This is a genomic window from Pseudomonas bubulae (assembly GCF_900618535.1).
GTDB classification, from domain to species: domain Bacteria; phylum Pseudomonadota; class Gammaproteobacteria; order Pseudomonadales; family Pseudomonadaceae; genus Aquipseudomonas; species Aquipseudomonas bubulae.
Genome location: NZ_UYJA01000005.1, coordinates 399,596 through 418,808, shown reverse-complemented (window position 1 = coordinate 418,808; position 19,213 = coordinate 399,596). Strand labels below are relative to the sequence as shown.

18 protein-coding genes are annotated in these 19,213 nt (G+C 58.3%); 9 read left to right on the top strand and 9 right to left on the bottom strand.

Annotation, left to right across the window (positions count from 1 at the left end):
* Positions 1-27 precede the first annotated feature (27 nt).
* The 3 genes from hisA to PPTH39_RS19155 all read left to right on the top strand — a co-directional run bounded on the left by hisA (position 28) and on the right by PPTH39_RS19155 (position 2,374).
* A complete protein-coding gene (hisA, locus tag PPTH39_RS19165) occupies positions 28-765 on the top strand; it encodes a 1-(5-phosphoribosyl)-5-[(5-phosphoribosylamino)methylideneamino]imidazole-4-carboxamide isomerase (protein WP_088378464.1) in 738 nt (245 codons plus the stop codon).
* A 10-nt stretch (positions 766-775) separates the two neighbouring features.
* A complete protein-coding gene (gene hisF / locus PPTH39_RS19160) occupies positions 776-1,546 on the top strand; it encodes an imidazole glycerol phosphate synthase subunit HisF (protein ID WP_048383956.1) in 771 nt (256 codons plus the stop codon).
* 72 nt (positions 1,547-1,618) lie between these two features.
* Positions 1,619-2,374 (top strand): substrate-binding periplasmic protein, encoded by a 756-nt coding sequence (locus PPTH39_RS19155; protein WP_095017757.1) that lies wholly within the window; start codon positions 1,619-1,621, stop codon positions 2,372-2,374.
* 70 nt (positions 2,375-2,444) lie between these two features.
* On the opposite strand, the gene PPTH39_RS19150 is transcribed toward PPTH39_RS19155, so the two are convergent.
* The 4 genes from PPTH39_RS19150 to gpmI form a co-directional block, all read right to left on the bottom strand.
* Entirely contained in the window at positions 2,445-3,227 is a 783-nt protein-coding gene (locus PPTH39_RS19150) for a divergent polysaccharide deacetylase family protein (RefSeq protein WP_095017756.1), read from the bottom strand.
* 1 nt (position 3,228) lies between these two features.
* Positions 3,229-4,545, bottom strand: a complete 1,317-nt coding sequence (locus PPTH39_RS19145) for a S41 family peptidase (protein ID WP_130872308.1) — start codon at positions 4,543-4,545, stop codon at positions 3,229-3,231.
* Between the two features lie 35 nt (positions 4,546-4,580).
* Positions 4,581-5,867: a murein hydrolase activator EnvC family protein gene (locus PPTH39_RS19140; protein WP_130872307.1), complete on the bottom strand. Its 1,287-nt coding sequence runs from the start codon at positions 5,865-5,867 to the stop codon at positions 4,581-4,583.
* A 195-nt stretch (positions 5,868-6,062) separates the two neighbouring features.
* Positions 6,063-7,598: a 2,3-bisphosphoglycerate-independent phosphoglycerate mutase gene (gene gpmI / locus PPTH39_RS19135; protein WP_095017755.1), complete on the bottom strand. Its 1,536-nt coding sequence runs from the start codon at positions 7,596-7,598 to the stop codon at positions 6,063-6,065.
* Between the two features lie 148 nt (positions 7,599-7,746).
* On the opposite strand from gpmI, the gene PPTH39_RS19130 reads away from it, so the two are divergent.
* Genes PPTH39_RS19130 through secB form a run of 3 tightly spaced genes read left to right on the top strand, consistent with a single transcriptional unit; the run spans position 7,747 to position 8,944 of the window.
* A complete protein-coding gene (locus PPTH39_RS19130; protein ID WP_086799305.1) occupies positions 7,747-8,160 on the top strand; it encodes a rhodanese-like domain-containing protein in 414 nt (137 codons plus the stop codon).
* Positions 8,161-8,162: 2 nt separating this feature from the next.
* Positions 8,163-8,417 (top strand): glutaredoxin 3, encoded by a 255-nt coding sequence (gene grxC / locus PPTH39_RS19125; RefSeq protein WP_095023766.1) that lies wholly within the window; start codon positions 8,163-8,165, stop codon positions 8,415-8,417.
* Between the two features lie 41 nt (positions 8,418-8,458).
* On the top strand, positions 8,459-8,944 hold the full coding sequence (gene secB / locus PPTH39_RS19120; RefSeq protein WP_003438592.1) for a protein-export chaperone SecB: 486 nt from the start codon (positions 8,459-8,461) through the stop codon (positions 8,942-8,944).
* A 142-nt stretch (positions 8,945-9,086) separates the two neighbouring features.
* Here secB and trmL read toward each other — a convergent pair whose 3' ends face one another.
* Positions 9,087-9,542, bottom strand: a complete 456-nt coding sequence (gene trmL, locus PPTH39_RS19115; protein WP_095000791.1) for a tRNA (uridine(34)/cytosine(34)/5-carboxymethylaminomethyluridine(34)-2'-O)-methyltransferase TrmL — start codon at positions 9,540-9,542, stop codon at positions 9,087-9,089.
* Here trmL and PPTH39_RS19110 point away from each other — a divergent pair.
* A complete protein-coding gene (locus PPTH39_RS19110) occupies positions 9,541-9,978 on the top strand; it encodes a hypothetical protein (RefSeq protein ID WP_130872306.1) in 438 nt (145 codons plus the stop codon). The two genes, trmL and PPTH39_RS19110, sit on opposite strands and share 2 nt — an antisense overlap.
* Before the next feature lie 453 nt (positions 9,979-10,431).
* On the opposite strand, the gene ntrC is transcribed toward PPTH39_RS19110, so the two are convergent.
* The 4 genes from ntrC to glnA form a co-directional block, all read right to left on the bottom strand.
* Positions 10,432-11,865, bottom strand: a complete 1,434-nt coding sequence (gene ntrC / locus PPTH39_RS19105) for a nitrogen regulation protein NR(I) (RefSeq protein ID WP_088378458.1) — start codon at positions 11,863-11,865, stop codon at positions 10,432-10,434.
* Positions 11,862-12,947: a nitrogen regulation protein NR(II) gene (gene glnL, locus PPTH39_RS19100; protein ID WP_095000793.1), complete on the bottom strand. Its 1,086-nt coding sequence runs from the start codon at positions 12,945-12,947 to the stop codon at positions 11,862-11,864. The genes ntrC and glnL overlap by 4 nt, the downstream gene beginning before the upstream one ends.
* A 409-nt stretch (positions 12,948-13,356) precedes the next feature.
* Complete coding sequence (locus PPTH39_RS19095) at positions 13,357-13,773, bottom strand: cupin domain-containing protein (protein ID WP_095023767.1); 417 nt, start codon at positions 13,771-13,773, stop codon at positions 13,357-13,359.
* A gap of 174 nt (positions 13,774-13,947) precedes the next feature.
* On the bottom strand, positions 13,948-15,354 hold the full coding sequence (gene glnA / locus PPTH39_RS19090; protein ID WP_095000795.1) for a glutamate--ammonia ligase: 1,407 nt from the start codon (positions 15,352-15,354) through the stop codon (positions 13,948-13,950).
* 332 nt (positions 15,355-15,686) lie between these two features.
* On the opposite strand from glnA, the gene thiI reads away from it, so the two are divergent.
* Together thiI and typA are read left to right on the top strand one after the other, a co-directional pair.
* A complete protein-coding gene (gene thiI, locus PPTH39_RS19080) occupies positions 15,687-17,141 on the top strand; it encodes a tRNA uracil 4-sulfurtransferase ThiI (RefSeq protein WP_095000796.1) in 1,455 nt (484 codons plus the stop codon).
* Between the two features lie 140 nt (positions 17,142-17,281).
* Positions 17,282-19,102, top strand: a complete 1,821-nt coding sequence (typA, locus tag PPTH39_RS19075) for a translational GTPase TypA (RefSeq protein ID WP_016783126.1) — start codon at positions 17,282-17,284, stop codon at positions 19,100-19,102.
* Positions 19,103-19,213 lie beyond the last annotated feature (111 nt).

Genomic DNA, 19,213 nt, shown 5'->3' with positions numbered 1-19,213 from the left:
AGACTCCCGAATTTGAAGGTTTGCCACATGCTGATTATTCCCGCTATCGATCTTAAAGACGGTGCCTGTGTACGTCTGCGCCAGGGCCGCATGGAAGACTCCACGGTATTTTCCGATGACCCGGTGAGCATGGCTGCCAAATGGGTAGAGGGCGGTTGCCGCCGTCTGCACCTGGTCGACCTCAACGGCGCCTTTGAAGGCCAGCCGGTCAACGGCGAAGTGGTCACTGCCATTGCCAAGCTGTACCCGCACCTGCCGATCCAGATCGGCGGCGGGATTCGCTCCCTGGAAACCATCGAGCATTACGTCAAAGCGGGCGTGAGCTATGTGATCCTGGGCACCAAGGCAGTGAAAAACCCTGAGTTCGTGGCCGAGGCCTGCCGCGCGTTCCCGGGCAAGATCATTGTCGGCATGGATGCAAAAGACGGCTTTGTGGCCACTGACGGCTGGGCTGAAGTGAGCACCGTGCAGGTCATCGACCTGGCCAAACGATTTGAAGCAGACGGCGTGTCGGCCATCGTTTATACCGACATTGCCAAGGACGGCATGATGCAGGGCTGCAACGTGAGCTACACCGCCGCATTGGCCGCTGCCACCAGCATTCCGGTGATCGCTTCGGGCGGCATCCACAACCTGGGTGACATCAAGGCCCTGATGGACGCCAAGGCGCCGGGCATCGTGGGCGCCATTACCGGTCGCGCCATCTATGAAGGCACGCTGGATGTGGCCGAGGCGCAAGCCTTCTGCGACAGCTACAAGGCCTGAGGAGAGACCCATGGCGCTGGCCAAACGCATCATCCCTTGCCTGGACGTGGATAACGGCCGGGTCGTAAAGGGCGTCAAGTTCGAGAACATTCGCGATGCCGGCGACCCGGTAGAGATCGCCCGTCGTTACGATGAGCAGGGTGCTGACGAGATTACCTTTCTCGATATCACTGCCAGCGTCGATGGGCGCGACACCACGCTGCATACAGTCGAACGCATGGCCAGTCAGGTGTTTATCCCGTTGACCGTAGGTGGCGGGGTGCGCTGCATCCAGGACATACGCAACCTGCTCAATGCCGGTGCCGACAAAGTCTCGATCAATACCGCAGCGGTGTTTAACCCGGAGTTTGTGGGCGAAGCGGCGCAACATTTTGGCTCGCAGTGCATTGTGGTCGCCATTGATGCCAAGAAAGTCTCCTTGCCGGGCGAAACCCCGCGCTGGGAAATTTTCACCCACGGCGGACGCAAGCCAACCGGGCTCGACGCGGTCGAGTGGGCCATGAAGATGGAAGGCCTGGGCGCCGGCGAAATCCTGTTGACCAGCATGGATCAGGACGGCATGAAAAATGGCTTCGATCTGGGTGTTACCCGCGCAATCAGTGATGCACTGGGCATTCCGGTGATTGCCTCGGGCGGTGTCGGTAACCTCCAGCATCTGGCTGACGGCATTCTGGAAGGTCACGCCAGTGCAGTGCTGGCGGCGAGTATTTTCCACTTTGGTGAATACACGGTGCCAGAGGCCAAGGCGTACATGGCAGAGCGCGGAATCGTGGTTCGCTAAGGCCAAAGGCTACTGGACAGCATGGCGTGCCCACGGCACTCTTGAGCACGCCATGGATTCAGGTCGCCTGTCATGTTTAAACGCTTTGTGCCTATTCTCGTCAGTTCCACCATGTGGCTGGCGAGTACCGCTTTTGCGGCTGATACGTCGAACTCATCGATCGTGTTACTGACTGAAAACTTCCCGCCGTACAACATGGCCAAAAACGGCAAGAATTTTGCGCAGAACGATAATATTGAAGGTATCGCCGTCGATATCCTGCGTGAAGCCTTCAAACGTGCCGGCATCCCCTACAGCATGACCCTGCGTTTCCCTTGGGAGCGTATCTACCACCTTGCCCTCGAAAAACCCGGATACGGTGTGTTTGTCACCGCCCGCGTGCCCGAGCGTGAAAAGCTGTTCAAGTGGGTCGGCCCTATTGGTCCTGATGACTGGGTGTTGCTGGCCCGAGGGGATAGCCCGATTACCCTGACGTCCCTCGAACAGGCCCGCCAGTATCGGGTGGGCGCTTACAAGGGCGACGCCATTGCCTTGTCCCTAGAGAAGCAGGGGCTGGCGCCGGTGATTGTGCTGCGCGATCAGGACAACGCCCGCAAGTTGCAGGCCGGGCAAATCGACTTGTGGGCCACAGGTGCTCCAGCTGGCCAATTTTTGGCGCGTCAGGTAGGGATTTCAGGGTTCAAGACGGTGTTGCGTTTCAATCAGGCTGAGCTGTTTTTGGCGCTGAACAAAGACGTGCCGGACGAGGTGGTGAGCAAGTTGCAGAAGGCGCTGGATGAGTTAAAGGCAGAAGGCGTGGATGAGAAAATCCGCGCAAAGTACCTGTAACACACAGAGTGTGTAGCCGCTGACGAGGAACGAAGGCTGCGCTCCTCAGCGGCTACAAATGGCACGGGTCTCAGCGATAAACCCCATCCTTCCCATGTCCGGCCATCGCCTTGTTGCTGCGCACGCCGATCATTTGCCTGATATCGATCCAGTCAATGCCCTGGGCCTTGAGCTTGGGCAGCTCCCGTTCAAGCACGGCGAGGGTTTGCGGGTAGGGATGGCCGATCATCACCGCCGAACCTTGCTTGCGCGCCAGATTGATCGCGGTGTGCAGTTGTGTGGTGATCGCCTGCTCGGTACGTACGTCATCGAGAAACACATCCCGCGAAACACTGGCCAGGCCGATTTTTTGCGCCTCGGCCGCCGCGACCGTCTGCGCGCTGGTGCGGCTGTCGACAAAGAATTTGTGACGTTGCTGCAAGTTGCCCATCAGCCAGGCCATCGCTTGTGGCTGGGAGGTCATGCGGCTGCCCATGTGGTTGTTGATACCGCTGGTGTAGGGCACTGCCTTGAACGCGGCGTTGAGGCGCTTTTCAAGTTCGTCGACAGGCAGGTCCGGGTGCCAGGCAAAGGGCCCGGTGGCCGGGTCCATTGGCATGTGCAAAATGACGATCTTGCCGGCCTTGTGGGCTTCGCGGGCAAATTCGGCAGCATGGGGGGTGTCGGGCATCACGGCGGTGGTGACCGGGCCGGGCAGCGCCAGCACGCGGCGGTCCCGGGGCAGGTTTTGCCCAAGGTCATCGATAATCAGGCTCAGGTAAGCCTTGTGCGGTGTGGCGGGCGCGCTGACCGGTGCCGCGTGGGCGGTACCGGTCAGGCAGCAGAGCAGGGTGAGGGCCAGGGAAAGACGCACCTCAGTTGCCGCGTGTGATGCTCAAGCCTTTAAGCAGGCTCAGGGCCTGGCTCAGCTGGAAGTCATCGTCCTGGGGCATCGGCTTGGCTTTGGGGCCGGAGCCGGTCGGCTTGTCGGCACCGCCGTTACCATTGCCGAGGTGACCTTGCAGGTCGGCCTCTTTGTAGTACTCGGTGTCTTGCTCGCGGGTGATCCTGGCGCGGCTGACTTCGATATCCGGAACAATGCCCTGGGCCTGGATCGAGCGCCCGTTCGGAGTGAAGTACAGCGCCGTGGTGATCTTCAGCGCGCGGTCATTGTTCAACGGTAGTACGGTTTGCACCGAGCCTTTGCCGAAGCTGGTGGTGCCCATCACCACACCACGCTTCTGATCCTGCAAGGCACCGGCGACGATCTCTGACGCCGAGGCGCTGCCGCCGTTGATCAGTACCACCAATGGCACGCCTTCGCTCAGATCCTTGCCGGTAGCCGAGAAACGCAGCTCAGAGTTGGCGATACGGCCCTTGGTATAGACGATCAGACCTTTGGTGATGAAATGGTCTACCACTTCAACTGCCGACTGCAGCACGCCGCCCGGGTTGTTGCGCAGGTCAAGGATGATGCCCTTGAGGCGCTTGTTGCCGTTTTCCCTGCGCAGTTTGGACAGCGCAGCGGCCACTTCTTCGCCAGTCTTGACCTGGAACTGGGTTATGCGGATGTAGCCGTAGCCGTCTTCAAGCAGCTGGGCCTTGACGCTCTTGACCTGGATATTGGCCCGGGTCAGGGTTACGTCAAACGGTGCGCCACCGTTGCGTACCAGGGTCAGGGTGATTTTCTGACCGATCTTGCCGCGCATTTTGTCTACGGCCTCGGTCATGCTCAGGCCACGGGTGGGCTGACCATTGATCTTGACGATTAAGTCTCCGGCCTGGATGCCGGCTTTGCTGGCAGGGGTGTCGTCGATCGGCGAGACGATCTTGATGTTGCCGTCTTCAGTGCCGACTTCAATGCCCAACCCGCCAAATTCACCGCTGGTGCTTTCCTGCAGCTCGGCGAAATCTTCCGGCCCCAGGTAGGTAGAATGCGGGTCGAGGTTGCTGAGCATGCCCTTGATGGCATTCTCCAGCAGGGTTTTGTCGTCTACCGGCTCAACATAGGCGGCCTTGATCCGATCCATGACCTCGGCAAATGTGCGCAGCTCTTCCAGAGGCAGCGGTGCCTTGGCGCTGGTAGCAGCCCCGGCTGGCGGAATGCTCGGCTCGGCAGCAAATGCCAATGGCGAGCCGATCAGCAGAGCGATCGTCAGGGCCAGCGAGTTGAGGCGGGACAAATGCGGCATGTTGAGCGAACTCCTACGTATTAAAGGTGATGGACTCATCCCTGAGTGCGACACCATTGTGCAGGGTCGCTTGGGCGTCCCTGCTGACGAATAGCAAAATACAGTGCTGGCGTGGCCTGCCCACCGCTGTTGCCCACGGTGGAAATCACCTCACCGGCTTTTACAACGTCGCCGGCAGACTTGAGCAACGTCTGATTGTGGCCATACAAGCTTAAGAAACCATTACCGTGGTCCAGAATCACCAGTTGGCCAGCGCCGCGCAGCCAGTCGGCAAACACCACGCGCCCGCCGTGTACGGCGTGTACCTGGGTGCCGGCACCGGCGCTGATCATCACGCCGTCCCACTTGGTGCGCGAGTCGTCGCCACGGGTTTCACCGAAACGTGCAAGCAGTCGACCATCAACTGGCCATGGAAGTTTGCCCCGGGCTTGAGAAAAAGCACCGCCGTAAGACGCACCTGCGCTGGAGACCAATGGCCCCGGTGTGGATTGCACCGGTTTTCGCGGGGCATCGGTAACGACCGATGCAGCCTCGCGCTGGCGTTTTTTCTCGGCTTCCTGCAGCGCAATCAGGGCTTTTTGCCGCGCCTGCTCGGCTTCGCGGGCCTGGCGGGCGAGGGTTTCTTCGATGGTCTTGAGGACTTTCGCCAGATCGGCCTGATCCTGCTCGCGGGCCTGCAACTTCTGGTCGCGGTCCTTTACGTCGGTATTGAGCTTGGCCAGCACTTGCTGGCGCTCTGCACGCACCTTGTCGAGCTCGGCGCGCTGGGTGTCCAGGCTGCTTTTCTGGGTCAGCAGTTGCGCTTGCTGCAAGTTGATATCGGCCTCGACATTGGCCAGTTGGCGCAGTGTCTCGTTGAAGCCTTTGAGCTGGGCCAGACGGGCTTCGCTCAAGTAGTCGTAATAAGTGAGGGTTCTGGCGAACTTCTCGGGGTTTTGCTGGTTGAGCAGCATCTTCAGGTATTCCTGACGCCCACCCTGATAGGCGGCGCGGGCCTGAATGGCGATCAGGCGTTGCTGTTCAAGTTTTGCGCTGTGGAGTTTTTTTTTCTCGCTATCTAGGCGCAGCAGCTCGCCTTCACTCTTTTTTAGTTCTTGTTGCAGGGTTTCAACCTGCTTCTCCAGCTTGCCGATTTCGGTTTCGGTACCGCGCAGGTCTTTCTGCACGCCGGACTTTTCTTCCTGCAGCTTGCCCAGGAGCTTTTTCAGCTCGCTGATATCCTGGCGCGTGGCATCCAGCTGCTGTTGGGTTTGCGCGCGCTCGTCGGCAAACGCCGGTTGGAGCATGCATGCGAGGGTCAAGGCTATAAGGGCGCGAAGCATGGGGCGGGCGACACCTGGGGAACGGGACGGCCTAGTATGCCCGCCCTCGTCACCTATAAGAAATGGATGAAGGTGAAATTGTAGCCGTTGATCCTGTGGGAGCGGGCTTGCTCGCGATAGCATCACCACGCAATGCCTGATGCACCGCGTCGCCGGTATCGCGAGCAAGCCCGCTCCCACAGGCATTGCGTTGTTTTAAGCGTCGACCAGAATCGATTTGCCGGTCATCTCTTGCGGCTGTGGCAGCCCCAGCAGTTTGAGCATGGTGGGTGCCACGTCGGCCAGCACGCCGCCTTCGCGAACTTTGAGCGAGCGCTTTCCTACATAGATAAACGGCACGGGCTCACAGGTGTGGGCGGTATGCGCCTGGCCTGTGGACTCGTCTTCCATCTGCTCCACGTTGCCGTGGTCAGCGGTGATCAGGGCTTCGCCGCCGACCTTGTCCAGTGCTTCCACGATACGGCCCACGCAGGCATCCAGGCATTCAACTGCCTTGACGGCTGCGTCGAATACGCCGCTGTGGCCAACCATGTCGCCATTGGCGTAGTTGACCACGATCACGTCATAACGCTGGTTTTCGATGGCATCGACGATATGGTCGGTGACTTCGGGGGCGCTCATTTCCGGTTGCAGGTCGTAGGTGGCGACTTTCGGCGACGGCACCAGAATGCGCTCTTCACCCGGGAACGGCTCTTCACGGCCGCCCGAGAAGAAGAAGGTCACATGGGCATACTTCTCGGTTTCTGCAATGCGCAACTGGGTTTTGCCGTTTTTGGCCAGGTAATCGCCCAGTACGTTTTCCAGGCTGCCGGGCGCGAATGCGCTGGGTGCCGGGATACTGGCAGCGTATTGGGTCAGCATCACGAAACCGGCCAGTTTTGGCTGGCGGGCGCGGGCGAAGGCGTTGAAGTCATCTTCAACGAATACACGGGTCAGCTCGCGGGCGCGGTCGGCGCGGAAGTTCATAAAGACCACGGCGTCGCCGTCTTCCACTTTCACCGGCTCGCCGATGGTCGTGGCTTTGACGAATTCGTCGCTTTCGCCACGTGCGTAGGCAGCTTCCAGGCCTTCCTGGGCGGTAGCGGCGTTGAACTCGCCCTTGCCGTCGACGATCAGGTTGTAGGCCTGCTCTACGCGGTCCCAGCGATTGTCACGGTCCATGGCGAAGTAACGGCCGATCAGGCTGGCGATACGGCCTTTGCCCAGGTCTTTGAACGCTTCGTCCAGCAGTTCAATGGAAGATGAGGCACTTTTTGGCGGGGTGTCGCGGCCATCAAGGAAGGCGTGCAGGTAGATTTTTTCTGCGCCGCGCTTGAATGCCAGCTCGGCCATTGCGATCAGGTGGTCCTGATGGCTGTGAACACCACCATCGGACAGCAGGCCCAGGATGTGCACGGCCTTGCCTGCAGCCACGGCCTTGTCGACCGCGGCGCAAATGGTCGGGTTTTCAAAGAACTCGCCATCGCGGATGGATTTGGTGACACGGGTGAAATCCTGATACACCACGCGGCCGGCGCCCAGGTTCATGTGGCCGACCTCGGAGTTGCCCATCTGGCCGTCAGGCAGCCCGACATCCATGCCCGAACCCGAGATCAGGCCGTTCGGCATGCTCGCGCAAAGACGATCCAGCACCGGCTTCTTGGCCGAATAAACGGCGTTGTATTCGTGACTTTCACTGTGACCGAAGCCATCCAGGATGATCAGGACCAAAGGTTTAGGCGTGGTAGTCATAGATCCCACTCGTGGCTGGTTTATAAGAAGGTATACAGAGGACGCGCAGTTTAAAGCGAAGTTCATGTGGCGTCACCGCCGGGCGGGGTTTGGCCGACCAAGGTGGCTGTGTATACTGGCCCACATTTTACGACCCTGGAACCTTCTGATGGTTGAGCACCTGATTGCATTTGCGACTTCCCACTACCTGCTTGTAGGCGCGTTTGTCATCCTGCTGGCGCTGTTGATCGCCCACGAGATGAGCCGTGGCGGGCGCAGCATCAGCACGGGCGAACTGACCGGCCTGGTCAATCGCGACGAAGGTGTGGTGATTGATATTCGCCCGGCCAAGGATTTTGCCGCCGGCCACATCGTGGGTGCTATTAATATCCCGCAAGACAAACTGATGGCGCGCATTGCCGAGCTGGACAAGCACAAGGGCAAGACCATCATTCTGGTCGACGCTGCCGGCCAGCACTCGGGCGGCCATGCCCGTGAGCTGCTCAAGGCTGGTTACAATGCTGCCAAGCTGTCTGGCGGCATTTCCAGCTGGCGCGCTGACAACCTGCCAGTGGTGAAGTAACTATGTCCAAGGTCATCGTTTACTCCAGCGACTATTGCCCTTATTGCATGCGTGCCAAGGCTCTGCTTGAGAACAAGGGTATTGCCTTCGAAGAGATCAAAGTCGACGGCAAGCCACAGGTACGTGCCGAGATGGCTCAGAAGGCAGGCCGCACGTCGGTTCCGCAAATCTGGATTGGCAACAAGCATGTTGGCGGATGCGATGACCTGTTTGCTCTGGAGCGCGCAGGTAAATTGGATGCGCTGCTGAACGTCTGACTCTCATTCTCTATAAGCCCCAAGATCAACAAGGATCTGTGATGACTGACCAACAGAACACCGCCGCTGTTAGCGATGAAGACACCGCACCACAATTCTCCCTGCAGCGCATCTACGTGCGTGACCTGTCGTTCGAAGCGCCAAAAAGCCCGGCGATCTTCCGTCAGCAGTGGGAGCCGAGCGTTGGCCTGGATCTGAACACCCGTCAAAAGCCGCTGGAAGGCGACTTCCACGAAGTGGTTCTGACCCTGTCGGTTACCGTTAAAAACGGCGACGAAGTGGCTTTTATTGCTGAAGTGCAACAGGCTGGCATCTTCCTGATCAAAAACCTTGATCCAGCGTCGATGAACCACACTCTGGGCGCGTTCTGCCCGAACATCCTGTTCCCGTATGCCCGTGAAACCCTGGACAGCCTGGTGACACGTGGCTCGTTCCCTGCGTTGATGCTGGCTCCGGTGAACTTCGATGCCCTGTACGCGCAAGAACTGCAGCGCATGCAGGAAGAAGGCAGCCCGACTGTTCAATAAACAGCCGATTGCCAAAAAAAAGCGCCTGAGGGCGCTTTTTTTGTGTGTGGGAGCGGGCTTGTTCGCGATTGAATCGCTGCGGTGCAACAGGTACATCGCGTAGCTTTCATCGCGGGCAAGCCCGCTCCCACAGGGTGTGTGTTTACTTGAAGCCTAGCTGGCGCCAGGCCTCATACACGGCGACCGCTACGGTGTTAGACAGATTCAGGCTGCGGCAGCCTTCACGCATAGGCAGGCGCAGGCGGTGCTCGCCGTCCAGGCTGTCGAGCACTTCGGGCGGCAGGCCACGGCTTTCAGGGCCGAAGAGAAAAGCATCGCCCTCGGCAAACTGCACGTCGTGGAACGGCCTGGAGCCTTTGGTGGTAAAGGCGAACAGGCGCGGATGGCCCAGGCTTTCCAGGCAACTGGCCAGGTCGGCATGACGCTTGAGCGGCGCATACTCGTGGTAATCGAGCCCGGCACGGCGCAAGCGCTTGTCGTCCAGCTCAAAACCGATAGGCTCGATCAAATGCAGGTGGCAGCCGCTGTTGGCGCACAGCCTGATAATGTTGCCGGTATTCGGCGGAATTTCTGGTTGAAAAAGGATGACGTGAAACATGCACGGCTCCGAACTTAAAGATGGACAGCATTCTACGCTTGAAGAGGACCCGCGACCGAAACTATGGCCACGGGTTTTAGGTTCTTTGGCGATAATCGGTGTGATGGTGGGGATGATGATCGGTCGATTGACCGCGCCAACCCCTGTGGAGCTGCAGCAGGTGGACGTGCTGCCCGGGGGCCTGGTGGTGTGGTTCAGCGCCGAGCCCAAGCTGCATGGTGAGCTGGTCGACGGCACGCTGGGGTTGCTGTTTGATGCCAGGGGCAAGGTGCAGAGCGGCCAGTTGACGTTTAACGGCAAGAGCGTGAACTGGTGGGTGCGTGATACGGATGGCGGGTTGCTGCTGACCCTGGTGGCGGCCCGTGCCTTGAAGGGCGACTGGGCCGGGGCGTCGCAAGATGGACGCTGGCGGTTGCAGGTGAACCTGCGAGAGTAATAAAAGAGGGAATTCCAGCCTGCCTGTACCGGGTTCCCCAAAAGCGCTGTGCGCGTTGATGCAAAAGGCATCAAGGCTGCGGTGTAAAAGTGGGGAGTCTTGACCTGCCTGTATCAAGGTCCCCTAAAGCGGTGTTGCGTGTAATAGGTATTGCAGGGCGCGTGCCAGTTTTTGATTTTTTGTAAAAATTGCCCCTTGACTACACAAAAGCCCCGGAATCCGGGGCTTTTGTTTGGGGGCTGATTTTGTTCCCGGGTTTGGCGCAAACCCTTGAGCTAGAGCTGTGCACGATATTGGGGCGGGTTGCTTGAGGGTGGTGCGGTCAGATCAAGAGCCCCTAACCCTCTTCCACAGGGAAAGGGGACTAAAGGCAAAAGCAGATTTATGAAACACCACCCATCAGCTCCCTCTCCCTACGGGAGAGGATTGGGGTGAGGGCGCTTTTGAACGGCTTCAAGCCTCGTCGCCCTCATCCTCGTCGCCATCAATCTTCATGCCCAGTTCCTTGATCTTGCGGGTCAAGGTATTGCGGCCCCAGCCCAACAGCACGGCAGCGTCGCGACGGCGGCCTGCGGTGTGCTTGAGCGCCGTCTCGATCATGATCCGCTCAAAGGTCGGCACTGCACTGTCGAGCAGGTTGGACTGGCCACGCCCCAGCGCCTGGTCAGCCCACTGGCGCAGTGCCTGCTCCCAGTTGGTGACAGGGGAGGCGTCCTGTTGCAGGTTGAGCAACTCGGGAGGCAGGTCGCCGATATGCACTTCGCGACCCGAAGCCATCACCGTGATCCAGCGGCAGGTGTTCTCCAGCTGGCGCACGTTGCCTGGCCAGGGCAGGTTTTTCAGGTACTGCTCGGTCTCGGCCTTGAGCAGTTTTGGCTCTACGGACAGTTCTTGCGCGGCGCTGCTGAGAAAGTGCCGGGCCAGGGTCGGGATATCTTCACGGCGGTCTGACAGGCGCGGGATATGGATGCGGATCACGTTCAGACGGTGGAACAGGTCTTCACGAAACTTGCCGGCCTGCACCAGGGTTTCAAGGTTCTGGTGTGTGGCTGCGATGATGCGAACATCGACCTTGACCGGCGTGTGCCCGCCAACCCGGTAGAACTCGCCATCGGCCAGTACCCGCAGCAACCGGGTTTGGGTATCCGCCGGCATGTCGCCGATCTCATCGAGGAACAGGGTGCCGCCATCGGCCTGCTCAAAACGGCCCCGGCGCAGGTTTGCAGCGCCAGTGAAAGCGCCTTTTTCATGGCCAAATAGCTCGGATTCCATGAGGTCCTTGGGGATCGCAGCCATGTTCAATGCGATAAATGGCGACGCGGCCCGCGGGCTGTGGCGGTGCAGGGCGTGGGCCACCAGCTCTTTGCCGGTACCTGATTCACCGTTGATCAGCACCGTGATGTTGGAGTGGCTCAGGCGGCCAATGGCACGAAACACCTCTTGCATCGCCGGGGCTTCGCCGATGATTTCCGGCGTCGGGGCCAGCGTCGGCGCCACGGCCAGGCCTTGCTGTTCCTGGGCGTGCTGGTTGGCGCGCTTGACCAAAGACACGGCGTCATCGACATCAAACGGCTTGGGCAGGTATTCGAATGCGCCGCCCTGATAGGACGCTACCGCGCTGTCCAGATCGGAATGAGCGGTCATGATGATGACCGGCAGGCGCGGGTGCTGTTCGCGGATTTTGGCGAGCAGGTCCAGACCGCTGGAGCCGGGCATGCGGATATCGGAAATGATCACGTCAGGCTGTTGGCGAGCCAGTCGGCTCATGACCCCATCGGCACTGTCGAAACTTTGTGTGGTCATGCCTTCCTGTTGCAAGGCTTTTTCCAGTACCCAGCGGATTGAACGGTCGTCGTCGACGATCCACACGGTTTCACTTCGGCTCATGTCGATGCGGCTCCTTGTTCCAGTGGTAGAAAGATCGAGAAGAGTGTGTGGCCGGGGTGGCTTTCACACTCGATCAACCCCTGGTGCTGACTGATGATGTTTTGCGTGATGGCCAGGCCAAGCCCGGTACCGTCCGGGCGGCCGCTGACCATCGGGAAAAACAGGGTGTCTTGCAGCTCGAACGGTATGCCCGGGCCGTTGTCGATAATTTCGATTTTTGTCACCAGCCGGTGGCGTATGTGGCCAATGGTGAACTGGCGCATGGCGCGGGTGCGCAGGCTGATGCGGCCCAGGCGCAGCTCATTCTGGCTGCCGATGGCCTGCATGGCGTTGCGCACGATATTGAGTACTGCCTGGATCATCTGTTCACGGTCGATCAGCAGGTCAGGCAGGCTGGGGTCATAGTCACGCACCAAAGTGATGCTGCCCTGGGTCTCGGCCTCGACCAGGTTGCACACGCGCTCCAGTACTTCGTGGACGTTGGTCATGGCCAGCGACGGCAGTTTGTTGGAACCCAGCATCCGGTCGACCAGATTACGCAGGCGATCTGCTTCTTCGATGATGACGTTGGTGTAGTCGCGCAGGTTTTCGTCGGGCAATTGCCGGGCCAACAGCTGGGCCGCACCGCGAATGCCTCCCAGAGGGTTCTTTATCTCGTGGGCCAGGCCGCGCACCAGCATCTTGCTGGTTTCTTGCTTGGACAGCTGGGCTTCTTCTTTGGTGATGCGCAGCAGACGGTCGCGGGGGTGTACCTCAAGCAACAGCATGGTGCCGCCATTGCTCAAGATGGGCGTTACGGCATAGTCCACCGTCAGGTTCTGGCCCGTCAGCGAGGTCAGCATGGCTTCGCGTTTGGTAAACGGGTGCGCTTGCTCAACTGCCTGGCGCAGCGAGTGCAGAGCCTCGGTGGACTCCGTAAAGAGCTCGCTGATGAACTGGCCGTGACTGCGTTGACCGCTGATCGCCAACAGCATCTCTGCCGCCGGGTTCATGTACTCAAGGCGCAAATCAGCATTGAGTAAAAGCGTGGCAGTGGTCAGGTTGTCGAGTAACAGTCGGTGCAGGGCGTCACTGATGGTCATGGGCCGATCCCGGATTGCGTGCGCGGTGAAGCGCTGGTGCAAGGAAAATGCAAAAACCAAACCAAGGCTCCGAAAAGAAGCGTCGCTCCCCTGAAATAGGCGTTTACAAGCTGGGCGCATATCGCCGCAGCCCGGCATGCGAGTGTTTATGAACCAAATTGGGCTGGTAAGTGCACTATCAAACTATAGTCGCACCAATATAGTGCAATTTAGATGAATGGATTCAGTTGCCTGAAAATGTGCGCGGGATATTTGCTATGGGTGCAGCCAGAGGTTGTGTGCCGCGTTCGAGCGCACATCGGTCATAAGCCCCGAGTGCGCGATGCGACACAGGCAGCGCCCACTCTGAGGTGACCACCGTTTTGCGTTTCGAACGCAGCTTCCGGTACCTGCTACGGGCCTTGCGTGGTTAATGGGACAGCGGCATGCCGGGCGTGCCTGCATAGAACACGATCAGTTCTACGGGGGCCTTGCCGCTGGTGCCTCGATGGGAAGTATTGACCATCTCGGGCAGTACCTGGCCAGGTTTGAGCGTGGTTTTGTGCATGCCGTCTTCGGTTTCGACCAGCAGTTCACCAGCGACCACGTAGGCGATATTGGGCATGGGGTGCGTGTGCCATTTCAGTGCGGTGTTGGCCGGGAGTGTGATTTTGACCACGGTGAATTCCGGCTTGCCGTCCGGCCAGGTGTAAGGGGTGCCTGTCCAGGATTGGCCTGTCTTGAGCAGTTGTTCGACCGTTACTGCAGTGGGTGAACTGTTGCAGCCCAGCATGAGCAGGCAGGCGCATGCCAGCAGCAGGGTTTTGAGGGCGAGTAAGGGGTGCATGTCAGTCTCCATTGGTTGAGTGGCGACAAACTACCGGTCACTCAGCAGGGTGGCTGTCAGGTGCAGGCACGAATCCAGAAGCTCTGATCCGATGCTTGTGTAAGACGGCGCCCACAAAAAAGCCTCCCGAAGGAGGCTTTTTCAAATCACGCCGCTTGCGCAGGCGTCACCGGATTAGCAGCTGTAGTACAGCTCGTATTCCAGTGGGTGTACGAAGGTACGAACCTGGATTTCTTCTTCGCTTTTCAGGGCGATGTACGCGTCGATGAAGTCGTCGCTGAAAACGCCGCCTTTGGTCAGGAACGCGCGACCTTTGTCCAGTTCCTCCAGGGCCTCTTTCAGGCTGCCGCACACTTGCGGGATCTCTTTGGCTTCTTCAGGCGGCAGGTCATACAGGTTTTTGTCCGCTGCGTCGCCAGGGTGGATCTTGTTCTGGATACCGTCCAGACCAGCCATCATCAGTGCCGCGAAGCACAGGTACGGGTTGGCTGCCGGATCCGGGAAGCGTGCTTCGATACGGCGAGCTTTAGGGCTGGACACGTAAGGAATACGGATCGAAGCCGAACGGTTACGAGCCGAGTAGGCCAGCATTACCGGTGCTTCGAAGCCTGGTACCAGACGCTTGTAGGAGTTGGTAGCCGGGTTGGTGAAGCCGTTCAGGGCCTTACCGTGCTTGATGATACCGCCGATGAAGAACAGGGCAGTGTCGGACAGGCCGGCATAGCCTTCGCCTGCGAAGGTGTTCTTGCCATCTTTGGAGATGGACATGTGAACGTGCATACCCGAGCCGTTGTCGCCGTACAGAGGCTTTGGCATGAAGGTAGCGGTACGGCCGTAGGCATCTGCCACGTTGTGTACGCAGTATTTCAGGGTCTGAACTTCGTCAGCCTTTTTCACCAGGGTGTTGAACTGCACGCCGATTTCGTTCTGGCCAGCAGTTGCCACTTCGTGGTGGTGAACTTCGATAACCAGGCCCATCTCTTCCATGGCGTTGCACATGGAGGTACGGATTTCGTGGTCATGGTCGAACGGCGGAACCGGGAAATAACCGCCTTTGACGCCAGGACGGTGGCCTTTGTTGCCGCCTTCCACGTCCTGGTCGGACATCCACGAACCCTGTTCGGAGTAGATCTTGAACATGGAGCCGGAAATGTCGGACTTGAACTTCACCTGGTCAAAGATGAAGAACTCTGGCTCCGGGCCAACGAAAACGGTGTCGCCGATACCGGTGGACTTCAGGTATTCCTCGGCACGGGTAGCGATGGCGCGTGGGTCGCGGTCATAGCCTTGCATGGTCGACGGTTCGATGATGTCGCACACCAGGATCAGCGTAGGCTGTTCGGTGAACGGGTCCAGAACAGCCGTGCTGTCGTCTGGCAGCAGGATCATGTCGGACGCTTCGATGCCTTTCCAGCCAGCAATGGAGGAGCCGTCGAACATTTTGCCGTCGGTGAAGAAGTTTTCATCCAGCGCATCACGGGCCGGCATGGTCACGTGGTGCTGAGTGCCTTTGGTATCAGTGAAGCGCAGATCAATCCACTTGACGTCATGATCTTTGATGAGTTGAACCGACTTCGACATAGTGTCCTCCGGGGTGGCTTAGGGCTGGTAGTGGAATGCCCTTAATAAGTGGTTGATGCCGGCGCGAATACTCTGCCAAGGCAACCTGCCTCACAAGGGAGCAAATTGCATGCCAGTGCCCCGACTTGGGCGTAATGCGCCAATCTCAAGCAGGTAAGCGGGGCAGACTACCGATTAGCCGCGTTTATCGCACCCAAATGAAGCGAAATCTGGCGTTTATGTTCTATTTTGGTGCGATGAAAACCGTTTGTACGATAACTGGTTAAACCTTGAGCAATTTCCGCTATAATCCGCGCCCCCCTTTTTTGGCAGGCTGCTCGCGCGCTGTTTTCATGAAACTAATCGTTAAAGTCTTCCCCGAAATCACTATCAAGAGCCGTCCGGTTCGGATGCGTTTCGTCCGTCAATTGGCCAAAAACATCCGTACTGTGCTCCGCGATCTGGACCCGGCTGTGGTGGTGACGGGCGTGTGGGACAACATCGAGCTGCAAACGCGCGTAAGTGACCCTAAAGCCTTGAAAGAAATGACCGAACGCCTGAGCTGCATGCCGGGCATCGCGCATTTTCTGCAGGTTGACGAGTACCCGTTGGGCGACTTCGACGACATCGTTGAAAAGTGCAAATTGCACTTCGGCGATGCGCTGGCGGGCAAGATCTTTTCGGTGCGTTGCAAGCGCGCCGGCAAGCACCCGTTTACCTCGATGGAAGTCGAGAAATACGTCGGCAGCAAGCTGCGTCGTGAGTGCGGTGCGGCCGGAATCGAGCTGAAAAAGCCAGAAATCGAAGTTCGCATTGAAATTCGCGACCAACGGTTGTTTGTGATTCACAACCAGCACGACAGTATTGGTGGCTACCCGTTGGGTTCGCTCGAGCAGACCCTGGTGCTGATGTCCGGTGGTTTCGATTCTACCGTGGCGGCCTACCAGATCATGCGTCGCGGCCTCATGAGCCATTTCTGCTTCTTCAACCTGGGCGGACGTGCCCATGAACTGGGCGTGATGGAAGTCGCGCACTATATATGGAAGAAGTACGGCAGCTCCCAGCGCGTGCTGTTTGTGAGCGTTCCGTTCGAAGAAGTTTTGGGCGAAATTCTCGGCAAAGTCGATAACAGTCATATGGGCGTCATTTTGAAGCGTATGATGTTGCGCGCTGCAACGCGTATTGCCGAACGCCTCGATATCGAAGTGCTGGTGACCGGTGAAGCGATTTCCCAGGTGTCGAGCCAGACGCTGCCCAACTTGTCGCTGATTGATTCGGCTACAGACAAGCTGGTGTTGCGCCCGCTGATCGCCAGCCACAAGCAGGACATCATCGATCTGGCAGAAGAAATCGGTACGGCCGACTTCGCCAAGCATATGCCTGAATATTGCGGGGTGATTTCGGTCAACCCCAAGACCCACGCCAAGCGCAACCGCGTGGAGTATGAAGAACAACAGTTTGATATGGCCGTGCTTGAGCGTGCGCTCGAGCGGGCCAAACTGGTGCCGATTGATCGGGTAATCGATGAATTGGGCCAGGACTTGCAAGTCGAAGAAGTCAGCGAAGTGCTGGCGGGCCAGATCGTAATCGACATCCGTCACCCGGATGCTCAGGAAGATCAACCGCTGGAACTGGCTGGCATCGAAGTACAAGCGTTGCCGTTCTATGCTTTGAACAGCCGCTTCAAGGAACTGGATGACACCCGTCAGTACCTGTTGTATTGCGACAAAGGCGTGATGAGTCGCCTGCATGCTCACCATTTGCTCAGTGAGGGACATGCCAATGTGCGCGTTTATCGACCGAGCTAAGAGCCCGGGGCTGTATGCCTGTGGCCTGCGTCACCGGCCCCCCGACGCCGCCGTCAAGCTGTAACGGCTTGCACGGACTCTACTGTTAATCGCTGCCTGGACTCAGTCAGCACACCGAATCCTCTGATCGAGATACACAAGTGATCGAAAATCTACGTAACATCGCCATCATTGCTCACGTTGACCACGGTAAAACCACCCTGGTAGACAAACTCTTGCGTCAATCCGGCACCCTGGAGCGCAACGAGCTTAACGACGAACGCGTAATGGACTCCAACGACCAGGAGAAAGAGCGCGGTATTACCATTCTGGCGAAAAACACCGCCATCAACTGGAACGGCTACCACATCAACATCGTGGATACCCCGGGCCACGCCGACTTCGGCGGCGAAGTTGAACGCGTAATGTCGATGGTTGACTCCGTTCTGCTGCTGGTTGACGCTCAAGACGGCCCTATGCCGCAAACCCGTTTCGTGACCAAGAAGGCTTTCGAAGCCGGCCTGCGTCCAATCGTGGTCATCAACAAGGTTGACCGTCCGGGCGCACGTCCGGACTGGGTTCTGGACCAGATCTTCGATCTGTTCGACAACCTGGGTGCTACCGAAGAACAGCTGGACTTCAAAGTGGTTTACGCCTCTGCCCTGAACGGTATTGCTGGTCTTGACCACACCGACATGGCTGAAGACATGACCCCGCTGTACCAGTCGATCGTCGACAACGTACCAGCACCAGCCGTAGACCGTGACGGTCCGTTCCAGATGCAAATCTCGGCACTGGACTACAACAGCTTCCTGGGCATTATCGGTGTTGGCCGTATCGCTCGTGGTCGCGTCAAACCGAACACCCCGGTTGTTGCCATCGACGCTGACGGCAAGCGCCGCAACGGTCGTATCCTGAAGCTGATGGGTCACCACGGTCTGCACCGTGTAGACGTTGAAGAAGCTTCGGCAGGCGACATCGTTTGCATCAGCGGTATGGATTCGCTGTTCATCTCCGACACCCTGTGTGATCCGATGAACGTTGAAGCGATGAAGCCGTTGACCGTTGACGAGCCAACCGTTTCCATGACCTTCCAGGTAAACGACTCGCCTTTCTGCGGTAAAGAAGGCAAGTTCGTGACTTCCCGTAACATCAAGGAACGTCTGGACAAAGAGCTGCTGTACAACGTTGCTCTGCGCGTTGAAGAAGGCGACTCGGCTGACAAATTCAAAGTATCGGGCCGTGGCGAGCTGCACTTGTCCGTACTGATCGAAACCATGCGTCGTGAAGGCTTCGAAATGGGCGTTGGTCGTCCAGAAGTGATCATCCGCCTGGTTGACGGCGTCAAGCACGAACCGTTCGAAAACGTCACCATCGACCTGCCTGAAGAATCTCAGGGCAAGGTGATGGAAGAGATGGGTCTGCGTAAGGGCGACCTGACCAACATGGTGCCGGATGGCAAAGGCCGTGTGCGTCTGGAATACAACATCCCTGCTCGTGGTCTGATCGGTTTCCGTAACCAGTTCCTGACCCTGACCAACGGTGCTGGCATCCTGACCTCGATCTTCGACCGTTACGACGTGATGAAGTCGGGCCACATGTCCGGCCGTCAGAACGGCGTTCTGGTATCGGTTGAAACTGGCAAGGCGCTGACCTACTCCCTGGAAACCCTGCAGGCGCGTGGCAAGCTGTTCGTTGAGCACGGTCAAGAGATCTACAACGGTCAGATCGTTGGTCTGAACAGCCGTGACACCGACATGGGCGTTAACCCTACCAAGGGCAAGAAGCTCGACAACATGCGTGCTTCGGGTAAAGACGAAACCATCGCTCTGGTTCCACCTGTTCGCTTCACTCTGGAACAGGCTCTGGAATTCATCCAGGACGACGAGCTGTGCGAAGTGACTCCTAAGTCCATCCGTCTTCGTAAGAAGATCCTGGACGAAGGCGAGCGTACCCGCGCTGCTAAAAAGGCCAAAAACTAAGTTACTTAGTTAGCGGTTACAAAAACGCCCCCGACCTTGCGGTCGGGGGCGTTTTTTTATGGTCGGGATTTGACTCGTTCATCGCTGCCCGTGCTGCGGCGAGCGCGGTCT